Source organism: uncultured Azohydromonas sp., assembly GCF_937926365.1.
GTDB lineage: Bacteria > Pseudomonadota > Gammaproteobacteria > Burkholderiales > Burkholderiaceae_C > Azohydromonas.
This window is the reverse complement of record NZ_CALAOH010000038.1, coordinates 1-19606: the sequence shown is the minus strand read 5'-3', so window position 1 is coordinate 19606 and position 19606 is coordinate 1. Positions and strand designations below refer to the sequence as shown.

The 19606-nt window shown below is 71.7% G+C and carries 16 protein-coding genes and 1 pseudogene; 11 read left to right on the top strand and 6 right to left on the bottom strand.

Features of this window, described 5'->3' with window-relative positions:
* The 3 genes from Q0741_RS03705 to Q0741_RS03695 form a co-directional block, all read left to right on the top strand.
* A partial coding sequence (locus Q0741_RS03705) for a hypothetical protein (RefSeq protein ID WP_298231845.1) occupies nucleotides 1-325 on the top strand: 325 nt, incomplete at its 5' end.
* The gene (locus Q0741_RS03700; RefSeq protein ID WP_298231844.1) at nucleotides 322-1260 is read left to right on the top strand and encodes a diguanylate cyclase; all 939 of its coding nucleotides are present in this window, start codon (nucleotides 322-324) and stop codon (nucleotides 1258-1260) included. The genes Q0741_RS03705 and Q0741_RS03700, both read left to right, overlap by 4 nt.
* Before the next feature lie 286 nt (nucleotides 1261-1546).
* A complete protein-coding gene (locus Q0741_RS03695) occupies nucleotides 1547-1897 on the top strand; it encodes a hypothetical protein (RefSeq protein WP_298231843.1) in 351 nt (116 codons plus the stop codon).
* 13 nt (nucleotides 1898-1910) lie between these two features.
* On the opposite strand, the gene Q0741_RS03690 is transcribed toward Q0741_RS03695, so the two are convergent.
* Nucleotides 1911-2468, bottom strand: a complete 558-nt coding sequence (locus Q0741_RS03690) for a hemerythrin domain-containing protein (protein WP_298231842.1) — start codon at nucleotides 2466-2468, stop codon at nucleotides 1911-1913.
* Between the two features lie 116 nt (nucleotides 2469-2584).
* Here Q0741_RS03690 and Q0741_RS03685 point away from each other — a divergent pair, with 116 nt between their 5' ends.
* Nucleotides 2585-3358 (top strand): Crp/Fnr family transcriptional regulator, encoded by a 774-nt coding sequence (locus tag Q0741_RS03685; RefSeq protein ID WP_298231841.1) that lies wholly within the window; start codon nucleotides 2585-2587, stop codon nucleotides 3356-3358.
* Between the two features lie 77 nt (nucleotides 3359-3435).
* Here Q0741_RS03685 and Q0741_RS03680 read toward each other — a convergent pair whose 3' ends face one another.
* Nucleotides 3436-4398 (bottom strand): LysR family transcriptional regulator, encoded by a 963-nt coding sequence (locus Q0741_RS03680; RefSeq protein WP_298231847.1) that lies wholly within the window; start codon nucleotides 4396-4398, stop codon nucleotides 3436-3438.
* A 107-nt stretch (nucleotides 4399-4505) separates the two neighbouring features.
* Here Q0741_RS03680 and mdlC point away from each other — a divergent pair, with 107 nt between their 5' ends.
* From mdlC to Q0741_RS03660, 4 genes are all read left to right on the top strand, one after another.
* Nucleotides 4506-6104 carry a benzoylformate decarboxylase gene (mdlC, locus tag Q0741_RS03675; protein ID WP_298231840.1) on the top strand — a complete coding sequence of 533 codons (1599 nt, stop codon included), beginning with the start codon at nucleotides 4506-4508 and terminating at the stop codon, nucleotides 6102-6104.
* Nucleotides 6105-6243: 139 nt separating this feature from the next.
* Nucleotides 6244-7695 (top strand): aldehyde dehydrogenase, encoded by a 1452-nt coding sequence (locus Q0741_RS03670; protein ID WP_298231839.1) that lies wholly within the window; start codon nucleotides 6244-6246, stop codon nucleotides 7693-7695.
* A gap of 61 nt (nucleotides 7696-7756) precedes the next feature.
* Nucleotides 7757-8728, top strand: a complete 972-nt coding sequence (locus Q0741_RS03665) for a tripartite tricarboxylate transporter substrate binding protein (RefSeq protein WP_298231838.1) — start codon at nucleotides 7757-7759, stop codon at nucleotides 8726-8728.
* Between the two features lie 109 nt (nucleotides 8729-8837).
* The gene (locus tag Q0741_RS03660; protein WP_298231837.1) at nucleotides 8838-10223 is read left to right on the top strand and encodes a Fic family protein; all 1386 of its coding nucleotides are present in this window, start codon (nucleotides 8838-8840) and stop codon (nucleotides 10221-10223) included.
* A gap of 264 nt (nucleotides 10224-10487) precedes the next feature.
* Here the strand turns inward: Q0741_RS03660 and Q0741_RS03655 are convergent.
* From Q0741_RS03655 to xdhA, 4 genes and pseudogenes are all read right to left on the bottom strand, one after another.
* Nucleotides 10488-10595, bottom strand: a pseudogene (locus tag Q0741_RS03655) (ACT domain-containing protein); the annotation flags it as partial.
* A gap of 39 nt (nucleotides 10596-10634) precedes the next feature.
* Entirely contained in the window at nucleotides 10635-11444 is an 810-nt protein-coding gene (xdhC, locus tag Q0741_RS03650; protein ID WP_298231836.1) for a xanthine dehydrogenase accessory protein XdhC, read from the bottom strand.
* A complete protein-coding gene (gene xdhB / locus Q0741_RS03645; RefSeq protein WP_298231835.1) occupies nucleotides 11441-13846 on the bottom strand; it encodes a xanthine dehydrogenase molybdopterin binding subunit in 2406 nt (801 codons plus the stop codon). The genes xdhC and xdhB overlap by 4 nt, the downstream gene beginning before the upstream one ends.
* A 17-nt stretch (nucleotides 13847-13863) precedes the next feature.
* On the bottom strand, nucleotides 13864-15348 hold the full coding sequence (gene xdhA / locus Q0741_RS03640) for a xanthine dehydrogenase small subunit (RefSeq protein WP_298231834.1): 1485 nt from the start codon (nucleotides 15346-15348) through the stop codon (nucleotides 13864-13866).
* 71 nt (nucleotides 15349-15419) lie between these two features.
* Between xdhA and Q0741_RS03635 the strand changes: the two genes are divergently transcribed.
* The 3 genes from Q0741_RS03635 (at nucleotide 15420) to Q0741_RS03625 (ending at nucleotide 19208) form a co-directional block, all read left to right on the top strand.
* Complete coding sequence (locus tag Q0741_RS03635) at nucleotides 15420-16427, top strand: LysR family transcriptional regulator (protein ID WP_298231833.1); 1008 nt, start codon at nucleotides 15420-15422, stop codon at nucleotides 16425-16427.
* On the top strand, nucleotides 16424-17716 hold the full coding sequence (gene guaD, locus Q0741_RS03630; protein WP_298231832.1) for a guanine deaminase: 1293 nt from the start codon (nucleotides 16424-16426) through the stop codon (nucleotides 17714-17716). Before Q0741_RS03635 ends, guaD begins: the two co-directional genes overlap by 4 nt.
* A gap of 169 nt (nucleotides 17717-17885) precedes the next feature.
* Nucleotides 17886-19208: an NCS2 family permease gene (locus Q0741_RS03625; RefSeq protein WP_298231846.1), complete on the top strand. Its 1323-nt coding sequence runs from the start codon at nucleotides 17886-17888 to the stop codon at nucleotides 19206-19208.
* The last annotated feature ends 398 nt before the right edge of the window (nucleotides 19209-19606 follow it).

The window sequence follows — 19606 nt, the reverse complement described above, 5'->3', positions numbered from 1 at the left end:
GGCCCTGATGCTGGGCGAAGCCGCGGCCAAGGGGCGCGGCATTGCGCTGGCCGAGGGCGAACGCGTGGCGGCGCGGCTGGAGGCCACGCCGGCAGCGGCGCAGGCCGTGCCCGCGGCCGCGCCGGCCCTGGAGCCGCTGCTGCGCAGCCTGATGGGGCTGCTGGCGCAGTCCGACCTGCATGCGCTGGAGGTGCACGCGCAACTGCGCCCGCTGCTGCCGCCGGACGATTGCCACGCGCTGGACCGGGCCCTGGCGCGGCTGGACCTGGAAGCGGCGCTGGCACACTGCCGCGGCCTCATCGAGAAGGTCCAAGAAAACTCATGAAACCGACTCCCGATGGAATCCTGATGCCCGGCGCGGAGCCGCCGCGGCTGCTGTTGGTGGATGACCAGCCGGCCAACATCCACGCGCTGCACCAGGTGTTCGTGGACAGCGGCTGCCGGCTGCTGATGGCCACGCAGGGCGAGCAGGCGCTGGTGCTGTGCCGCGAGCGCCAGCCCGACCTGGTGCTGCTGGACATGTGCATGCCCGGGCTGGGCGGCATCGAGGTGTGCGCGCGGCTCAAGGCCGAGCCGGCCACGCGCGACATCCCGGTGATCTTCATCACCGCGCTCCAGGACGAGGCCAACGAGACCCGCGCGCTGGACGCCGGGGCGGTGGACTTCATCGTCAAGCCCTTCAATCCGCGCGTGGTGCGCGCGCGCGTGCGCACGCACCTCACGCTCAAGGCGCAGGCCGACCAGCTGCGCCGCCTGGCGCTCGTGGACGGCCTCACCGGCGTGTACAACCGGCGCCACTTCGACGAGCAGCTCGTGCTGGAGTGGCGCCGCGCGCAGCGCGAGGGCAGCACGCTGTCGCTGCTGATCGCCGACATCGACCACTTCAAGGCCTTCAACGACCGCTTCGGGCACCAAGCCGGCGACGACTGCCTGCGCCGCGTGGCGCAGCAGCTGCAGGCCGGGCTGCGCCGCCCGGGCGACCTGGTGGCGCGCTGGGGTGGCGAGGAGTTCGCCTGCATCCTGCCGCGCACCGAGGCCGCGGGCGCGCGGCACCTGGCGCACCAGCTGGGGGCCGGCGTGCGCGCGCTGGCGCTGGCGCATCCCGACTCGCCGCCCGGGGTGGTGACGCTGAGCCTGGGCGTGGCCACCGCCCGGCCACAGCTGATGGACGACGCCGCGGCGCTGTTCGCGCGCGCCGACGCGCAGCTCTACCGCGCCAAGTCCGAGGGACGCGCGCGCGCCTGCAGCGAAGAGGCCTGAACACGCCGGCCGGGCCGCTGTTCCACCCCACCCGGGACGAAGCTCCCGGTGCGCCCGGGTCACGAGTCCCGGCACCTCCCCCAGCAAGCTCCCATGGAGCCGTCCGGTGCGGCGTGCGGCAATGGGGGCGTGCCGAGCAGTTCGCCTCCGCAGCGCCCGTGTCCGGGAGCCGGCCGCCGGGCCAGCCCTTGCGCCTCAAGGGTGGCGGCGTGTTCCACCACGGCACACCGGCTATCGACCCAGCCAACTGCACCCAGTGAAGCACCACATTCCCAGGGAGGACGCCATGCCCGATCAGCCCAGACCGCCGCAGCTCGCCGAGGGCCAGACCCACGCCACCGACTGGGGCGCGCGCTTCACCCGCACCCAGGGCCAGCTCCTGGCCGAGCTGCCCGTCATCACCAGCGTGGGCTTGTGCAACGTGTGCGAGGTGCGCTGCCACGACGTGGTGCGCGTGGCCGGGCTCACCTCGCACTGCGTGAGCTTCCTGGACGGCGGCGAGCTGCGCTTTGCCTACAGCGACCGCGGCGAGCTCATCGAGCTGCACTGCATGGGCATCAGCGTGGCCGTCACCCAGGACGGCCGCGTGATGGCCGGCATGCGCGGCTCGCCGGCGCTGCCGGGCTTCACGGAATGAGGTTTCCGGCCCGCTACGCCGGCTTCACGCCGCGGCGCTGCGCCATCTCGCGCCCCATCGCCTCGCGCTGCGCCGCGCCATCGGCGGCGGCCTCCTGCTGCGCCCGAGCGCCGGGGAAGGCCAGCCCGTCCTCCAGCTCCAGGTGCCCCTCGTGCGCCTGCACGAAGGCCTGCGCGGCTTCGGCCAGCTCCGGGGCGATCTCGCCGCGCTGCAGGGCCTGCAGCGCCGGCTCCAGCGCCAGCCACGTGGTGCGGATGCGCTCGTGGTCCGCCAGCATGCGCTGCGCGGCCTCGTGCAGCCGCGCGTCGGCGCTGGCGCGCAGCAGCGGCAGCACGTGGCGCTCCTCGTCCTCGTGGTGCGCGGGCGCGGCGAGGTTGAAGTAGCGCGCCACGTCGCGCGCGGCGTCGCGCGCCTGGACGTCGGCACCATGCCGCGCCACGTGCGCCACCAGCCGCTGCAGCAGCCCCAGGCTGCGGCGCACGCGTTCATGACAGGCGTTAAGCACCTCGAAGGGCTCGTCGAATCCGGCGGCGGGGCTGTGCAGGCCGGGCAGTGAAGATGTAGCGCGCATGCCGGAATTGTCGCCGCACCCCCGTGCCGGGAGCGGTTGATCTGCCGCAAGCCCGGGTGGCGGGGGCTGGGCGACCATCGGCCCCATTCCCCGAGAACGGACCGCACCTTTCGGCCATGTCATCCATCCCTGCTTCCCTGTCGGTTTCCCCGGGCCTGGCCCGGAACGCCGCGCGCGCGGCGACCCGCGTCGCGGCTTCGCGCCGCAGTTGGGCCGCACTGCTGGACGCGCCGTCGCTCGGCTCGGCCGAAGCGCAGGCGCTCGACGCGATTGCCCAGGTGCGCTGCGTCACTGCCGGCAACCTTATCTACACCCGCCGCGACCCGGCCCAGACGCTGGTGGCATTGGTCGAGGGCGACGCCGCGCTGGGGCTGCGCCAGGCCAGCGACGGCCAGTTCCGCATCGAGCGCATGCTGCACGCGCCGGCCTGGCTGGACCTGGCCTCGGCCTGGCTGTCGGGCACGCACGCGCTGGACGCGCTGGCGGTGTCCGACGTCACGGTGCTGGAGCTGCCGCGCCTGGGGCTGACCACGCTGCTCGACGACGACCCGCAACTGGGCGCGCTGCTGATCCAGGCGCTGGCGCGCGAGGTGCGCACGCTCACGCTCAACACGCACGAGCTCATGCACAAGGACGCGCCGGCACGGCTGGCCGCCTGGCTGCACCAGCGCTGCGCGCCGGTGCCCGAAGTGCCGGGCCAGGCGCAGGTGCTGCTGCGCGAGCGCAAGCGCGACATCGCCTCGCAACTGGCGATCACGCCCGAGACGCTGTCGCGCCTGATGCGCAGCTTCATGACACAGGGCGTCATCGACGTCTCCGGCTACAACGTGCGCGTGCTGGACCTGCCGGCGCTGCGCAAGCTGGCGCAGGACGAGGTGGTGGCGGCCTGACCGCACACGCCACACCGGCTCACAGCTTTTCTTCGCCCCTCTCCCGTGCAAGCGGGCGAGGGGTTTTCTTTTGGGGCTCAGGACCCGGTGCGCCGCTCCTCCTGCCGGAACAGCCGCATCAGCAGCTCCCGCACCCAGCATTGCGCCGCGTCGGCCTCGAAGCGGCGGCTCCAGTGCAGCGACACCGTGAAATCCGGTTGCGGCAGCACCGGCTCCACCAGCGCGCAGCTGCCGTCCAGCGTGAAATCCAGCGCCACGTCGCGCGGCAGCACCACCGCCAGCGCCGTGCTGCGCACGATCGCCGGCAGCGCCAGGAAGTTGCTGCAGGTCAGCCGCACCCGCTCCTGCAGCCCCAGCTGCTGCAGGATGCGCAGCGTCTCGCCGTGCGAGCGCACCGCCACGAACTCCAGCGCCTGCAGCGCCCGCGCGTCCACCGGGCCGGCGGCCTGCGCCAGCAGCGGGTGCTGGCCGTTGACCAGCACCACGTAGCGGTCGCGCAGCAGCGCCACCTGCCGCGTCTCCAGCACCGTGGGCAGGAAGCCGATGGCGAAATCCAGCTGCCCGCCATCCAGCGCCGCGCCGATCTCCTCGTGCGGCAGCCACACGCTGCCCACCGTGATGCCCGGCGCCTCGCGGCCCAGCGCCGCCATCAGCGGCGGCAGGAAGCGCGCCTCGCCGATGTCGCTCAGGTGCAGCCGCAACGCCATGCGCGAGGCCGCCGGGTCGAACTGCTCGAACTCGCCCAGCGCCTGCTCCAGGACGCCCAGCGCCGACTGCACCGCCCCCGCCAGCCGCTGCGCTCGCGGCGTGGGCCGCACCCCGCCCGCGGCGCGCATGAACAGCGGGTCCTTTAGTTGCAGCCGCAGCCGCGTCAGGCCCTGGCTGGCCGCCGGCTGCGACAGGTTCAGCGCCTCGGCGGCGCGGCTGACGTTGCGCAGCCGGTACACCGCGTCGAACAGGCGCAGCAGGTTCAGGTCCAGGTTCTCGATGTGCATGGAAAGAAAGGGCGGCAGCGCGGCGCGCGGGCGGCGCCGGATCATGCATTGCATGGATAAGACTTAGCAGCCTCATCTTATTGATGCATGAGTAGACGGCGCGCAGACTGCGCTCCGAGTCCTGAGCAGGACACGGACGCAGGAGACACCCCATGAACAAGCCCGCCGCGCAGCCCACCGTGCGCGAAGCCGTGATCGCGCTGCTGCGCGAGTTCGGCATGACCAAGATCTTCGGCAACCCCGGCTCCACCGAGCTGCCGCTGTTCCTCGACTTTCCCGAGGACTTCAGCTACGTGCTGGGGCTGCAGGAGTCGGTGGTGGTGGGCATGGCCGACGGCCACGCGCAGGCCACGCGCAACGCGGCCTTCGTGAACCTGCACTCCGCGGCCGGCGTGGGCCACGCCATGGGCAACATTTTTACCGCCTTCAAGAACCGGACCCCGATGGTGATCACGGCCGGGCAGCAGGCGCGCTCCATCCTTCCCTACGAGCCCTTCCTGTACTCGGGCCAGGCCACGGAGCTGGCGAAGCCCTACGTGAAGTGGAGCATCGAGCCCGCGCGCGCCGAGGACGTGCCGCACGCCATCGCGCGCGCCTACTACCTGGCGATGCTGCCGCCGCGCGGTCCGGTGCTGGTGTCCATCCCGTCGGACGACTGGGCCAAGCCCTGCGATTTCGTTCCGGCGCGCCAGGTCAGCACCCAGTTGCGGCCGGAACCGGCGCTGCTGGCGGCCATCGGCGAGCAGCTCGACGCCTGCGAGCGCCCGGCCTTCGTCATCGGCGCCGCGGTGGACCGCGACGAGGCCTGGCAGGAGACGGTGCAGCTGGCCGAGCGCCACAACGCGCGCGTGTTCGTGGCGCCCATGTCCGGGCGCTGCGGCTTCCCGGAGGACCATCGGCTCTTCGCCGGCTTCCTGCCCGCCATGCGCGAGCGCATCGTGGGCAAGCTCGCCGGCCACGATTTCATCTTCGCCATCGGCGCGCCGGCCTTCACCTACCACGTGGAAGGGCAGGGGCCGCACATCCCCGAGGGCGCGGCGCTGGCGCAGCTGATCGACGACCCGGCCACCGCGAGCTGGACGCCGCTGGGCACGTCCGCGGTGGGCAGCATCCGCCTGGGCTTGCAGGACCTGCTGGCGCGCCCCGCGCCGCGCGAGCGGGCGCTGCCGCCGGCGCGAGCGGCCCGGCCGCGCGCGGAGCCACCGGTGCCGGGCGAGCGGCTGTCGGTGGCCTACGTGCTGCAGACCCTGGACGAGCTGCGCCCGCGCGACTCCATCGTGGTGGAGGAGGCGCCCAGCGCGCGCCCCGTGATGCACGAGTACCTGCCGATCTACGAGAGCGAGACCTTCTACACCATGTGCAGCGGCGGCCTGGGCCACTCCATGCCGGCGGCGGTGGGCGTGGCGATGGCCAAGAGCGCGCGGCAACGCGTGATCGGCCTCATCGGCGACGGCTCGGCGATGTACTCGATCCAGGCGCTGTGGAGCGCGGCGCAGATGAAGCTGCCCGTCACCTTCGTGATCCTGAAGAACCGCCGCTACGCCGCGCTGCAGGAGTTCGCCGGCGTGTTCGGCTTCAAGCCGGGCGACCGGCTGGAGGGCACCGATTTGCCGGACCTGGACTTCGCCGGCCTGGCTCGCGCCCAAGGCGTGGACGGCGTGCGCGTGGAGACGGCGGCGCAGCTGCGCGACGCGCTCGCGTCCGCCCTTTGCTCCGACAAGCCGGTGCTGGTGGAAGTGGAAGTGGCCTGACTCGGCCGCTCATCGAAGCCGGAATACTTGTTCGTCATGCCCGCGCAGGCGGGCATCCACGCCGACCGGGATGCAGCCCGGCGTTCGTGGACACCCGCCTGCGCGGGTGTGACGAGATATGCGTAAGAGGAGACAAGACATGAACCGCATCGACATGCTGATCAACGGCGAGGCCTGCCAGGCGGGCAACGGCGCCACGTTCGAGCGCCGCAACCCGCTGGACGGCGGCGTTGCCACGGTGGCGCCGGCCGCCACGGTGGCGGACGCGGTGGCGGCGGTGGACGCCGCGGCCGAGGCTTTCAAGAGCTGGTCACAGACCGGCCCTGGCGAGCGCCGCGCACTGCTGGCCAAGGCGGCCGACGCGCTGGAGGCCCAGGGCGAAGCCTTCGCGCAGGCCATGGCCGCGGAGACGGGCTCGTCGGCCATCTGGGCCGGCTTCAACGTGCACCTGGCGGCGGACATGCTGCGCGAGGCCGCGGCCATCACCACGCAGATCGGCGGCGAGGTGATTCCGTCCAACGTGCCCGGCAGCGTGGCGATGGCGGTGCGCCAGAGCGCGGGCGTGGTGCTGGCGATCGCGCCGTGGAACGCGCCGGTGATCCTGTCGGTGCGCGCCATCGCGGTGGCGCTGGCCTGCGGCAACTCGGTGGTGCTCAAGGGCAGCGAGATCTGCCCGGCCACGCACGGGCTGATCGTGCGGGCCTGCCAGGCGGCGGGCTTTCCGCGCGGGGTGGTGAACTTCATCACCAACGCGCCCAAGGACGCGGGCGAGATCGTGGAGGCGATGGTGGCGCACCCGGCGGTGCGGCGCGTGAACTTCACCGGTTCCACGCGCGTGGGCAAGCTGATCGCCGCCACCTGCGCCAAGTACCTCAAGCGCAGCGTGCTGGAGCTGGGCGGCAAGGCGCCGCTGGTGGTGCTGGACGACGCGGACGTCGATGCCGCAGTGGCCGCGGCCACCTTCGGCGCCTTCGCCAACTCGGGGCAGATCTGCATGTCCACCGAGCGGCTGATCGTGGACGAGGCGGTGGCCGACGAGTTCGTCGCCAAGCTCGCGGCGCGCGCGCAGGCGCTGCCGCTGGGCGATCCGCGCCAGGGCCCGGTGGTGCTGGGCTCGGTGGTGGACATGGCAACCGTGCACCGCTGCAACGAGCTGATCGACGACGCCGTGTCCAAGGGCGCGACGCTGGTGTGCGGCGGCAAGGCCGACAGCACGCTGATGCCTGCGACGCTGCTGGACCACGTGACGCCGGAGATGCGCCTCTACCACGAGGAAAGCTTCGCGCCGGTGAAGGCCATCGTGCGCGTGAAGGGCGTGGAGGCGGCGGTGGCCTGTGCCAACGACAACGATTACGGCCTGTCGGCGGCGGTGTTCGGCCGCGACATCGCGCGGGCGATGCAGGTGGCGCAGCGCATCGAGAGCGGCATCTGCCACGTCAACGGCCCCACGGTGCACGACGAGGCGCAGATGCCCTTCGGCGGCGTCAAGGGCAGCGGCTGGGGCCGCTTCGGCGGCAAGGCCGGCATCGACGAGTTCACCGAGCTGCGCTGGATCACGGTGCAGACGGGGGCGAGGCACTACCCGTTCTGAACGACAAGCAGGGTCTGGGTCCCATCGGGCCTGGGCCTTCGACAACTCCAAGGAGACACCCATGACCAAGCGCCTCCGCGCCCTGGCCCTCGCCGCCGCCTGCGCCCTCACCACCGCCGCCTGGGCCCAAGGCCCGCAGTGGCCGACCAAGCCCGTGAAGATGGTCGTGAACTTCCCGCCCGGCGGCGCGGCGGACCAGATCGGGCGCGCCATCGCGCAGCCGCTGCAGGAGGCGCTGGGCCAGCCGGTGGTGGTGGAGAACCGCGGCGGCTCCGGCGGCAACCTGGGCGGCGACGCCGTCGCCAAGAGCCCGCCCGACGGCTACACCATCCTCATGAGCTCCGGCGGCATGGTGTCGGTGAACCCGCACATCTACCCGAAGATGAGCTTCGACCCGGCCAAGGACCTCACGCCCGTGGCCGCCGCGGCGCGGGTGCTGGTGTTCCTGGTGGTGCGCCAGGACAGCCCGATCAAGGACTTCAAGGGTTTTATCGCCGACCTCAAGGCCAACCCGGGCAAGCGCAGCTACGGCACGCCGGGCAACGGCAGCTCGCCGCACCTGGCCACCGAGATGATGAAGAGCCAGGCCGGCGTCGATGCCACCCATGTGCCCTACCGCGGCGCGGCCCCGGCGCTCACGGACCTGCTGGGCGGGCAGGTGGACTTCCTGTTCGACCCGGGCGTGGCGATTCCGCACGTCAAGGCCGGCAAGGTGCGGGTGCTGGCGGTGGGCAGCCCCAAGCGCTCGCCGCTGTTCCCGGACGTGCCCACGCTGGACGAGGCCGGTCTCAAGGGCTTCAACGCCGACAGCTACTTCGGGATCTACGCCCCCGCGGGCACGCCGGCGGAGGTGGTGAACCGGCTCAACACCGAGGTGAACAAGATCATCGCCACCCCGGCCTTCAAGGAGCGCATCGCGCAGCTCGGCGGCATTCCCGCGCCCATGACGCCGGCGCAGTTCGGCGCCACGGCGGCGGAGGATTCCAAGCGCTTCGCGGCCATCATCAAGGAACGCCACATCGTGGGCGACTGATCGCCCAACGCGCGGCAGTGGCGCGGTTTACGCAAATCGCGCCAGAACGGCGCCACTTGGATGGCGCGATTCGGGGTAATCGCGCCAGCAATGGCGCCAGAATCGCGCCATGCCTCCTGAAACCATGCCGGATGGCGGCCCGGCCGCCGCGCTGCTGAAGTCCATCCAGTCCGCTCCCAAAGGGCTGACGCTGGCCGAGCTGCTGGCCCGGCATCCGGGCGTGGCGCAGCGCACGGCGCAGCGCTGGATCAGGCAACTGCTGGAGGCGGGCCGCATCCGGGCCGAAGGCCAAGCCCGCGGGCGCCGCTATTTCGGGGCCGAGGCGCCGACGCCGCCGGCGGCTTCGGACGTCTTCCCCCAGGGCATCCCGGTTTCGCCCGACAGCCGCGACATCCTGGCCTACGTCGAGTTGCCGCTGGAGCGGCGCAAGCCCGTGGGCTGGCAGCGCGAGTTCCTGGAGGACTACGAGCCCAACCGCAGCTTCTACCTGCCGGAACCGTTGCGGCGGCAGTTGCACGCGATGGGCCGCACCGCGCAGGCCGAGGCGCCGGCCGGCACCTACAGCCGCGCGATCCTGGGCCGGCTGCTGATCGACCTGTCCTGGGCTTCCAGCCACCTGGAGGGCAACACCTACTCCCGGCTGGACACGCGGGAGCTGATCGAGCACGGCCGCGTGGCGCAGGGCAAGGCCGCGATCGAGACGCAGATGATCCTCAACCACAAGAGCGCCATCGAGCTGCTGGTAGAGGACATTGGCAGCGCGGGCTTCAACCGCTACACGCTGATGAACCTGCACAGCGCGCTGTCGGAGAACCTGCTGCCCAACCCGGCCGACGAGGGCCGCATCCGCCGGCATGCGGTGGACATCAGCCAGAGCGTGTACCGGCCGCTGTCGGTGCCGCAGCAGATCGAGGAGGCGCTGGACCTGCTGCTGGACAAGGCGCAGCGCATCGCCGACCCGTTCGAGCAGTCCTTCTTCGCCATGGTGCAGCTGCCCTACCTGCAGGCCTTCGCCGACCTGAACAAGCGCACGTCACGGCTGGCGGCCAACCTGCCGCTGTTCCGGGCCAACCTGTGCCCGCTGACCTTCCTGGGCGTGCCGGAGCAGGCCTACAGCCGCGCTGTCCTGGGCGTGTACGAGATGGGCCGGGTGGAACTGCTGCGCGATCTCTACGTCTGGGCCTACGAGCGCTCCACGCAGGAATACCTGGCGATCCGGCAGGACCTGGCGCAGCCCGATCCGCTGCGGCTGGCGTGGCGCGAGCTGATCAAGCGCACGGTGCGGGAGGTGGTGACGCAGCCGGAGGCGGATGCGCTGTCGCTGATCTCGACGCGCGTGGCGGTGGCGGTGCCGGAAGGCGAGCGCGACGCGGTGCGGGCGCTGATCGTGGAGGAGCTGCGGCGGCTGCACGAAGGGGTGCTGGCGCGGTATGGATTGCGGCCGGGGGAGTTTTTGGCTTGGAAGGCGGGGCAGGGGGTGGATTGGGCGGGTTGACTCCCGGTCGAGCTCAAGAGCTGGCAGCCGGCGCGGCCAGCACCGCCAGCGCCTCCTCGGCGCGTGCCGCAGGCACGAACAGGTGGTCATGGTGGTAGCCGGCCACGGCGTTGCAGGAGATGCCGGCCGCCCCAGCCGGGCCGAGACGGCGGCCAGGAAGCCCACGGCCTCCAGCGCCGAATTCACCGTCAGCGTGATGCGGCGCGACTCGAAGGTGGAGGGCAAGCCGGCGTGCTCGGCATGCTCCTTCTCGACGATGAGCGTCAGGCCCTCGTCCTCGCGGAAGGTGCAGATGGGCTCCAGGCCGGGCGGCACGTGCCCGTCGGCCACGCAGCAGTAGACGTAGGTCTGCGGGTGCAGGTGCGGCGCCATGTGGCGCAGCAGGATGTCCAGATCGCGTTCGGGCATGGCTCAGGCCCGTGCCGACCCCACCTGCAGCAACTGCGCCACCACCGACACCGCAATCACCTCCGGCTCCTTCCCCTCGATCCCCGGAATCCCGATCGGACAAGTCATCCGGGAAAGGGTTTCCGGCGAAATCCCCCGCGCTTCGAAGCGGTGGAGAAACCGCGCTTTCTTCGTCTGCGACCCGATCAGCCCCAGGAAACCGAAATCCCCGCGCCGCAGCACCGCCTCGGTGATGCGCAGGTCCAGGTCGTGGTTGTGCGTGAGCACCAGGTAGAAGGCGCCGGGCTCGGCCACGTCCACCTCGCCTTCCACCGCGTCCACGCACACCTTCTCGACGTGCGGCGGCAGCGGGCCGGCGGGGAATTCGTCCTCGCGCTCGTCGATCCACTGCACCTTGCAGTCGATGCCCGAGAGCAGCTTGACGATCGCTCGCCCCACGTGGCCGGCCCCGTAGAGCTGCAAGGTGAAACGCGGCTGCGGCGCCGGCCAGTTCGCCAGCACGGCGGGCGTCAGCGGCTCGAAGGCCAGCGTCACCGCGCCGCCGCAGCACTGGCCCAGCGCCGGGCCCAGTGGGTAGTGCTTTTCCCTTGGTTGTGTCTCGCCAGCCGCGAGCATGCCGCGCGCCAGCTCGATGGCCTGCAGCTCCAGGTGCCCGCCGCCCACGGTGCCGGCCGCCTCGCGCGCGCTCACCAGCATGCGCGTGCCCGCCTCGCGCGGCGCGGAGCCGCGCGCCTGCGCCACGCGCACCTCGATCGCGCGCTCGCCGCGCGCGAGCCACTCGCGCGCCGTGGCCTGCAGCGCGGCGGTGCTCACTTCGCCTCCACGGTTTCAGCGGCATCCTCGGCCGGGGCGGACGCCTGCGCCGCCGCGGCCTGCACGGCTTCCACCGCGTCCAGCACGGCTTCCGCCGTGGCCGGGGCGCGCAGCGGCGGGTCGAAGCGGTGGCCGCCGATGGAGGACACCGCGTCGCGGATCGCGTGCCACACGCTGAAGCCCAGCAGCAGCGGCGGCTCGCCCACCGCCTTGCTGCGGTGGATGCTGTCGGCCACGTTGGTGTTGTCGAACAGCCGCGCGTTGAACACCGCCGGCGCGTCGTTGGCCGTGGGGATCTTGTAGGTGCTGGGCGCGTGGGTGAGCAGGGCGCCGGTCTTGGGGTGCCAGACCAGCTCCTCCATCGTCAGCCAGCCCATGCCCTGGATGTAGGCGCCCTCCACCTGGCCCAGGTCCAGGGCCGGGTTCAGCGACTTGCCCACGTCGTGCAGCAGGTCCCCGCGCAGCAGCTTCGTCTCGCCGGTGAGCGTGTCCACCACCACCTCCGACACCGCCGCGCCGTAGGCGAAGTAGTAGAAGGGCCGGCCCTTCATCCGCTGCGAGTCCCAGTGCAGGCCCGGCGTGGCGTAGAAGCCGTCGCTCCAGAGCTGCACGCGCGCCAGGTACGCCTCCACCAGCAGTTCCTCGATGGGCAGGCGCCGGCCGTTGACCTCCACGTTGTCGTGGACGAAGCGCACGCCCTCCGGGGCGCCGCCGTGCTTCTGCGCCGCGAAGGCCGCCAGGCGCTCGCGGATCTGCCGCGCCGCGTCCTGCGCCGCCTTGCCGTTGAGGTCGCTGCCGGTGGACGCGGCCGTGGCCGAGGTGTTCACCACCTTGAAGGTGTCGGTGGCCGTGACGCGGATGCGATCAAAACTCAGGCCCAGCTCGTGCGCCACCACCTGCGCCACCTTGGTGTTGAGCCCCTGGCCCATCTCCGTGCCGCCGTGGTTCACCAGCGCGGAGCCGTCGGTGTAGAGGTGCACCAGCGCGCCGGCCTGGTTCAGGTGCTGCACGTTGAAGCTGATGCCGAACTTCACCGGCGTGAGCGCGATGCCGCGCTTGAGCACCGGGCTGCTGGCGTTCCAGGCCGCGATCTCGGCCCGGCGCGCCTGGTAGCCCGACGAGGCTTCCAGGTCCGCCACCAGCGGCTCGATCACGTTGCCTTCGACCTTCTGCTCGTAGGGCGTCACGTCGCGCTCGCCCACGCCGTAGAAGTTGGCGCGGCGCACCTCCAGCGGGTCGCGGCCCAGGCGGCGCGCGACGGTGTCGATGACGTGCTCGATGGCGAAGGCGCCCTGCGGGCCGCCGAAGCCGCGGAAGGCCGTGTTGCTCTGCGTGTTGGTGCGCGCGCAGTAGCCGTGCATGGCCACGTCGGGCAGCCAGTAGGCGTTGTCGAAGTGGCACAGCGCCCGGCCCATCACGGCGGCGGAGAGGTCCGCGCTCCAGCCGGCGTTGGTCAGCATCTCCACTTCCACGCCCAGCAGCCGGCCCTCGTCGTCGAAGCCCACGTCCACGTCGAATTCAAAGGCGTGGCGCCGGCCGGTGATCATGAAGTCGTCGTCGCGGTCCGGGCGCAGCTTCACGGGCCGGCCGAGCTTGAACGCCGCCAGGCTGGCGATGCTGGCGAAGATGGCCGATTGCGACTCCTTGCCGCCGAAGCCGCCGCCCATGCGCCGGCACTCGACCTGCACGTGGTGCTTCTGCTTGCCCAGCATGTGCGCCACCACGTGCTGCATCTCGCTGGGGTGCTGGGTGGAGCAGTGCACCTTCAGGCAACCGTCCTCCTGCGGCACGGCGTAGCTGATCTGCCCCTCCAGGTAGAACTGCTCCTGGCCGCCGAGGACGAAACGGTCCTGCAGGCGGTGCGGCGCGGCGGCGATGGCGGCGCGCGCGTCGCCGCGCACCAGGTGCGCGGGCGGCACCACGTACTGGCCCTTCGCATGCGCCTCGCGCGCGCTGAGCACGGGCGGCAGCGGCTCGATGTCCAGCACCTGCTTGGCCAGCGCCGCGGCGCGGCGCGCCAGCTCGCGCTCGGTGGCGATGACGGCGAACACCGGCTGCCCCAGGAACTGCACCTCGCCCACGGCCAGGATCGGCTCGTCGTGCACGATGGCCCCGCAGTCGTTGCTGCCCGGGATGTCCGCTGCGGTGAGCACCGCCACCACGCCGGGTTGTGCGCGCAACTTGTCCAGGTCGATGCCGCGCAGCTTGCCGTGCGCCACGGGCGAGAGGCCCAGCGCGGCGTGCAGCGTGCCGGCGACCTCGGGGATGTCGTCCACGTAGGGCGCGGCGCCGGCCACGTGCAGGTGCGCGGACTCGTGCGGGCGCGGCACGCCCACGCGGGCGCCGCTGTGCGCCCGGGCGGCGGGATCGGTGTTCAGGAAGCTTTCGACGGCTCGGTTCATGGTGATGTCCTCCTGCGTCAGGCCGCCTGCCACACGCTGCCGGCCTCCACGGCCAGGGGCGGCGCGTCCACGCGCGTCTGCAGCCAGAGTTTGAGCAGCAGGTTGCGCGCCACGCGCAGCCGGTAATCGGCGCTGGCGCGCTGGTCGGTGAGGGGCGTGAAGTCCTTCGACAGCGCCGCCATGGCGGCGTTGACGGTGGCCGTGGTCCAGGGTTGGCCCGTCACGGCGGCCTCGGCCTGCGCGGCGCGCTTGACGGTGGCGGCCATGCCGCCGAAGACGAATCGCGCCTCCTTGACGCGGTTGCCGTCCAGCGCCAGCAGGAAGGCGCCGCAGACGGCCGAGATGTCGCTGTCGTAGCGCTTGGAGATCTTCCACACCCGCACCGTGGCCTCGGGCGCCAGGGGCGGCACCTCGAGGGCCTGCAGGAACTCGCCCGGCTCCAGGCGGTTCTTCATGTAGTCCACGTAGAAATCCTGCAGCGGCAGCCGGCGCACGCGGGCGCCGCGGCGCAGCACCAGCGTGGCGCCCAGCGCCATCAGCACCGGCGCGCCGTCGCCGATGGGCGAGCCGTTGGCGACGTTGCCGCCCAGCGTGCCGGCATGGCGCACCGGCGGCGAGGCGAAGCGCAGCCACACCTCGCGCAGCTCCGGCACGCGCCGCGCCAGCGCGCTCCAGGCGTCCTCCAGCGAGGCACCGGCGCCGATGCGCAGCACCTCGCCGTCTTCCTCGATGCGCTGCAGCTCCTGCACCTCGCCCACGTACAGCAGCTGCGGCAGCGGCCTAAATAACTTGTTGTTCCAGAGGCCGATGTCCGTGGCGCCGGCCAGCAGCGTGGCCTGCGGCTGGGCCTCGCGCAGCGCGGCCAGCTCGTCCAGCGTGCGCGGCGCCTCGAAGCCGGGCAGGGACAGCGCGGGCTCTTCCCGCAGGCTCTGGAGCGCCTGCACGATGGGCGCGGCGTCCAGGCGGGCGGTTGAGTAGTCAAACATCTTCTGGCCGGCGTCGAGGATGGGCCGGTAGCCGGTGCAGCGGCACAGGTTGCCGGCGAGCTCGTCGGCCAGCTCCTGGCGCGTGGGCCGTGTGCCGGATTCGCAATGGCGCTCGTAGCAGGCCGTGAGCGACATGGCGAAGCCGGGGGTGCAGAAGCCGCATTGCGAGCCGTGGCAGTCCACCAGCGCCTGCTGCACCGGGTGAAGCTGGCCGCCGGCGATGGGCTTGAGATCCTCCACCGTCAGCAGGGCCTTGCCGTCCAGCGTGGGCAGGAAGCGGATGCAGGCGTTGACGCTGCGCAGCCGCAGGCCCTGCACCACGTCCGGGCCGGGGCCATCGGCCAGCTCGGCCACGACGACGGTGCAGGCGCCGCAGTCGCCTTCGTTGCAGCCTTCCTTGGTGCCGGTGCAGCCTTCGTCTTCGCGCAGCCACTGCAGCACGCTGCGCGTCGGGGCGGACAGCACCGAGACGATGCGGCCGCGGTGGAAAAAGCGGATGGGGCGGGGCGTGTTCATGCCGGCAAAGGTACACGCTCGTGAACCGCGGTGTATACGATGGCTCGCATCCTCACTATGCCGGTGGACGTATGGCGCAGCCCTCCGCTTTGGACAAGATCGAGCTCCAACTCGTGAAGGTCCTCCACACCGTGATCAGCGAACGCAGCGTCTCGCGCGCCGCCCTCAAGCTGGGCAGCACGCAACCCGCCGTCAGCGCCCAGCTGCGGCGGCTGCGCCATCTGGTGGGCGATCCGCTGCTGGTGCGCGCGGGCAGCGGCATGGCGCCCACGCCGCTGGCGCTGGAGCTGCTGGAGCCCGCCGGCGAGCTGCTGCGCCACGCGGCCACGATCTTCGGCGGCGGCAGCGCCCGCGCCTTCGAGCCGGCCACGGCGAAGCAGGCCTTCCGCATCGCCGCGAGCGACTACCTGGACCCGCTGTTCCTGCCCGGGCTGGTGGAGCGGCTCAAGACGGTGGCGCCCGGCATCGAGCTGGAGATCCACGCCCTGTCCGCCGACTACGACTACCGCCGCGCCCTGGCGCGCGGCGAGGTGGAGCTGGTGATCGGCAACTGGCTGCAGCCCCCGGGCGAGCTGCACCTGGCGCGCCTGTTCAGCGACGAGGTGGTGTGCCTAGTGGCGCAGGACCACCCGGCGGTGCGCAACCCGCGCACCTGGACGGCCGAGCGCTACCTGGCCGCGGAGCACCTGGCGCCCACGCCGCTGCACCCGGGCGCGCAGGGCGTGATCGACGAATTCCTGGCCCAACAGGGCCTGTCGCGCCGCATTGCCGTGCGCAGCCCGTACTTCGGCCTGGCGCCGCTGATGGTGGCTCGCTCGCACCTGGTGCTCACCACCGGGCGGCTGTTCTGCAGCCGCTACGCACAGCGCTTGCCGGTGCGTGCCGTGAAGTGCCCGGTGGCCTTCCCGCCGCTGAGCTACTACCAGCTCTGGCACGACGCCACCCATGCCTCGCCCGCGGCGCGCTGGCTGCGCGAGCAGGTGCGCGACGTGGTGCGCAACCTCGTCGCCGAGGCCGAATCCCCGCGGCGCCGCGCGCCCGCCCAAGACGACCCAAGCTCCCAGGAGACTCCCGCATGACCCGCCGCCTCGCCCTGCGCGCCGATTTGCTCGACTTCACCGGCGACCCCGGCCTGAGCACCGTGGACGCGCCCGCCGTGCGCTTCGATCCCGACTGCTGGCTGCTCATCGAGGACGGCCGCATCGCGGGCCGCACCCACGAGCAGCCGGGCGAGGACTGGGACCAGCGCGACTTCTCCGGCCGGCTGCTGCTGCCGGGCTTCATCGACACGCACGTGCACTGCCCGCAGCTCGACGTGATCGCCAGCCACGGCGAGGCGCTGCTGCCCTGGCTGGAGCGCTACGTGTTCCCGGCCGAACGCCGCTTCGAGGAGGCCGCCGCCGCGCGCGAGGGCGCCAACCGCTTCCTGGGCCTGCTGCTGGCGCACGGCACCACGTCGGCGGTGGTGTTTCCGACCGTGCACAAGGTCTCGGTCGATGCGCTGTTCGAGGCCGCCGCGGGACACGGCATGCGGCTGGTCACCGGCAAGGTGCTGATGAACCGCTTCGTGCCCGATTACCTCAGCGACGACGTGGAAGGCGCCGAGGCCGACTGCATCGAGCTGATCGAGCGCTGGCACGGCAAGGGCCGGGCGGCCTACGCGCTCACGCCGCGCTTCGCGCCCACCAGCACGCCCGCGCAGCTGGACATGGCCGGCAAGCTGCTGGCGCGCTATCCCGGCACCTACATGCACACGCACGTGGCCGAGAACATGGACGAGGTGCGCTGGGTGGCGGAGATCTTCCCCGAGGCACGCAGCTACCTGGACGTGTATGCCGGGCACGGCCTGCTCAACGAGCGCTCGGTGCTGGCGCACGGCATCTGGCTGGACGACGCGGACCGGCGCCTGCTGGCCGACACCGGCGCGCACGTCGCGCACTGTCCGACCTCCAATCTCTTCCTGGGCAGCGGGCTGCTGGACTGGGCCAAGCTGCAGGACGCGGGCGTGGCCGTGTCGCTGGCCACCGACGTGGGCGCGGGCACGACGCTGTCGATGGTGCGCACCCTGGCCGAGGCCTACAAGGTGCAGGCGCTGCAGGGCGTGAAGCTCACGGCCTGGAAGGCGCTGTACGCCGCCACGCTGGGCGCGGCGCGCGCGCTGCGGCTGGATTCGGAGATCGGCTCGCTGGAGCAGGGCGCCACCGCGGACATCACGGTGTGGGACTGGGCCCACGGCCCGCTGGCGCAGCACCGCGACCGCCTGGCGCGCAACCTGCACGAGCGCGTGTTCGCCTGGATGACGCTGGGCGACGAACGCAACCTGGTGTCGGCCTGGGTGGCGGGCACCGAGCGCTGGGCGCGCGGCTGAAGACCGGCGCACGTGCCGCGCATGGCATGAATCACCCCAGCAATCAAGCGCCGCAGAGCGCTCTTTCATCCACCAAAGGAGACACCCCATGGCCTTGCCCGATTCCACCTTGCCCGGTGGGCGCCTTGCCGCGCCCGTTGCATCCGCACCCGGCAACACCGAGCCCGACATGAGCGCCGTCGGCGTGAACCGCTCGCTGGTGGAACGGCTGTTCCGCCTGCGCGAGCACGGCACCAGCGTGCGCACCGAGCTCGTTGCCGGGCTCACCACTTTCCTGACGATGGCCTACATCGTCTTCGTCAACCCGGCCATCCTGGGCGACGCCGGCATGCCGCGCGAGGCGGTGTTCGTCGCCACCTGCCTGATCGCGGCGCTGGGCACGCTGGTGATGGGCCTGTTCGCCAACTACCCCATCGCGCTGGCGCCAGGCATGGGGCTCAACGCCTACTTCGCCTACGTGGTGGTGCAGGGCATGGGCTACGACTGGCGCGTCGCGCTGGGCGCGGTGTTCATCTCCGGCTGCCTGTTCCTGGCGGTGACGCTGCTGCGGCTGCGCGAGCTGATCATCCGCGGCATACCGCACACGCTTCGCATCGCCATCACGGTGGGCATCGGCATGTTCCTGGCGCTGATCGCGCTCAAGAGCGCGGGCATCGTGGCCGCCTCGCCGGCGACCTTCGTGACGCTGGGCGACGTGCACAAGACGCCGGTGCTGCTGGCGGTGCTGGGCTTCCTGGTGATCGTGGTGCTGGACCGCTTCAAGGTGCGCGGCGCGATCCTGATCGGCATCGTGGCCGTGACGCTGCTGTCCTTCGTTGTAGGCGGCAACCAGTTCAAGGGCGTGTTCTCCGCGCCGCCCTCGATCGCGCCGACCTTCCTGCAACTGGACATCTCCGGCGCGCTGGCCGCGGGCGTGCTCAACGTGGTGCTGGTGTTCTTCCTGGTCGAGCTGTTCGACGCCACCGGCACGCTCATGGGCGTGGCGCGCCGCGCCGGGCTGCTGCAGGCGGGAAAGATGGAGCGCATGAACAAGGCGCTGCTGGCCGACAGCGGCGCGATCTTCGCGGGCTCGCTGCTGGGCACTTCCAGCACCACGGCCTACGTCGAGAGCGCCACCGGCGTGCAGGCCGGCGGCCGCACGGGGCTGACGGCGGTGACGGTGGCGGCGCTGTTCCTGGCCTGCCTGTTCATCGCGCCGCTGGCCGGCGCGGTGCCGGCCTACGCCACGGCGCCGGCGCTGTTCTACGTCGCCTGCCTGATGCTGCGCGAGCTCACCGAGCTGGACTGGGACGACAGCACCGAGATCATCCCGGCGGCCGTCACGGCGCTGGCCATGCCCTTCACCTACTCCATCGCCAACGGCCTGGCCTTCGGCTTCATCACCTACGCGGCGCTGAAGCTGTTCACGGGGCAGGCGAAGCAGGTGCACTTCATGAGCTGGCTGATCGCCGGGGTGTTCCTGTTCAAGTTCGTCTGGCTGGGCGGGCATTGAGGTCCGAACCCGCCGACACCGCGGCCCCGTAGCGTGCCGGGGCACTGCAACACATGCCCGTTGCGCGGGATACCCTCCTGCGCCGGCACCCCGGCCGCGGGGCGGGCATCGCCTTCGGGCAGATCGAGGGGACTGCCAAAGGCACGAGGGGCGATGCCAGGGTTTACCCCCGATGAAAACAATTTGCCGCCCCCCTTAAAAACTTTCGTTTGTCAGCGGTTGACCAGGCCACGACCATCCGCGCCGGCCAAAACATCGGGACGCGCCTAGCGTCCTCTCATGCCGGCCGGTGTCGGGCCCTCCAGGGCTCGCAATGCATTCACAACGTATCCGAGCTCCTGGAGGAGACAAGCCATGGTCTGGCAGCAGGTCTACGATCCCTTCGGCAACATGTTCAT

Excerpts from the sequence above, each read along its gene's own strand:
- Q0741_RS03700 (WP_298231844.1), top strand. The coding sequence starts at position 322 with ATGAAACCGACTCCCGATGGAATCCTGATGCCCGGCGCGGAGCCGCCG.
- Q0741_RS03695 (WP_298231843.1), top strand. The coding sequence starts at position 1,547 with ATGCCCGATCAGCCCAGACCGCCGCAGCTCGCCGAGGGCCAGACCCAC.
- Q0741_RS03690 (WP_298231842.1), bottom strand. The coding sequence starts at position 2,468 with ATGCGCGCTACATCTTCACTGCCCGGCCTGCACAGCCCCGCCGCCGGA.
- Q0741_RS03685 (WP_298231841.1), top strand. The coding sequence starts at position 2,585 with ATGTCATCCATCCCTGCTTCCCTGTCGGTTTCCCCGGGCCTGGCCCGG.
- Q0741_RS03680 (WP_298231847.1), bottom strand. The coding sequence starts at position 4,398 with ATGATCCGGCGCCGCCCGCGCGCCGCGCTGCCGCCCTTTCTTTCCATG.
- mdlC (WP_298231840.1), top strand. The coding sequence starts at position 4,506 with ATGAACAAGCCCGCCGCGCAGCCCACCGTGCGCGAAGCCGTGATCGCG.
- Q0741_RS03670 (WP_298231839.1), top strand. The coding sequence starts at position 6,244 with ATGAACCGCATCGACATGCTGATCAACGGCGAGGCCTGCCAGGCGGGC.
- Q0741_RS03665 (WP_298231838.1), top strand. The coding sequence starts at position 7,757 with ATGACCAAGCGCCTCCGCGCCCTGGCCCTCGCCGCCGCCTGCGCCCTC.
- Q0741_RS03660 (WP_298231837.1), top strand. The coding sequence starts at position 8,838 with ATGCCTCCTGAAACCATGCCGGATGGCGGCCCGGCCGCCGCGCTGCTG.
- xdhB (WP_298231835.1), bottom strand. The coding sequence starts at position 13,846 with ATGAACCGAGCCGTCGAAAGCTTCCTGAACACCGATCCCGCCGCCCGG.
- xdhA (WP_298231834.1), bottom strand. The coding sequence starts at position 15,348 with ATGAACACGCCCCGCCCCATCCGCTTTTTCCACCGCGGCCGCATCGTC.
- Q0741_RS03635 (WP_298231833.1), top strand. The coding sequence starts at position 15,420 with ATGGCGCAGCCCTCCGCTTTGGACAAGATCGAGCTCCAACTCGTGAAG.
- guaD (WP_298231832.1), top strand. The coding sequence starts at position 16,424 with ATGACCCGCCGCCTCGCCCTGCGCGCCGATTTGCTCGACTTCACCGGC.
- Q0741_RS03625 (WP_298231846.1), top strand. The coding sequence starts at position 17,886 with ATGAGCGCCGTCGGCGTGAACCGCTCGCTGGTGGAACGGCTGTTCCGC.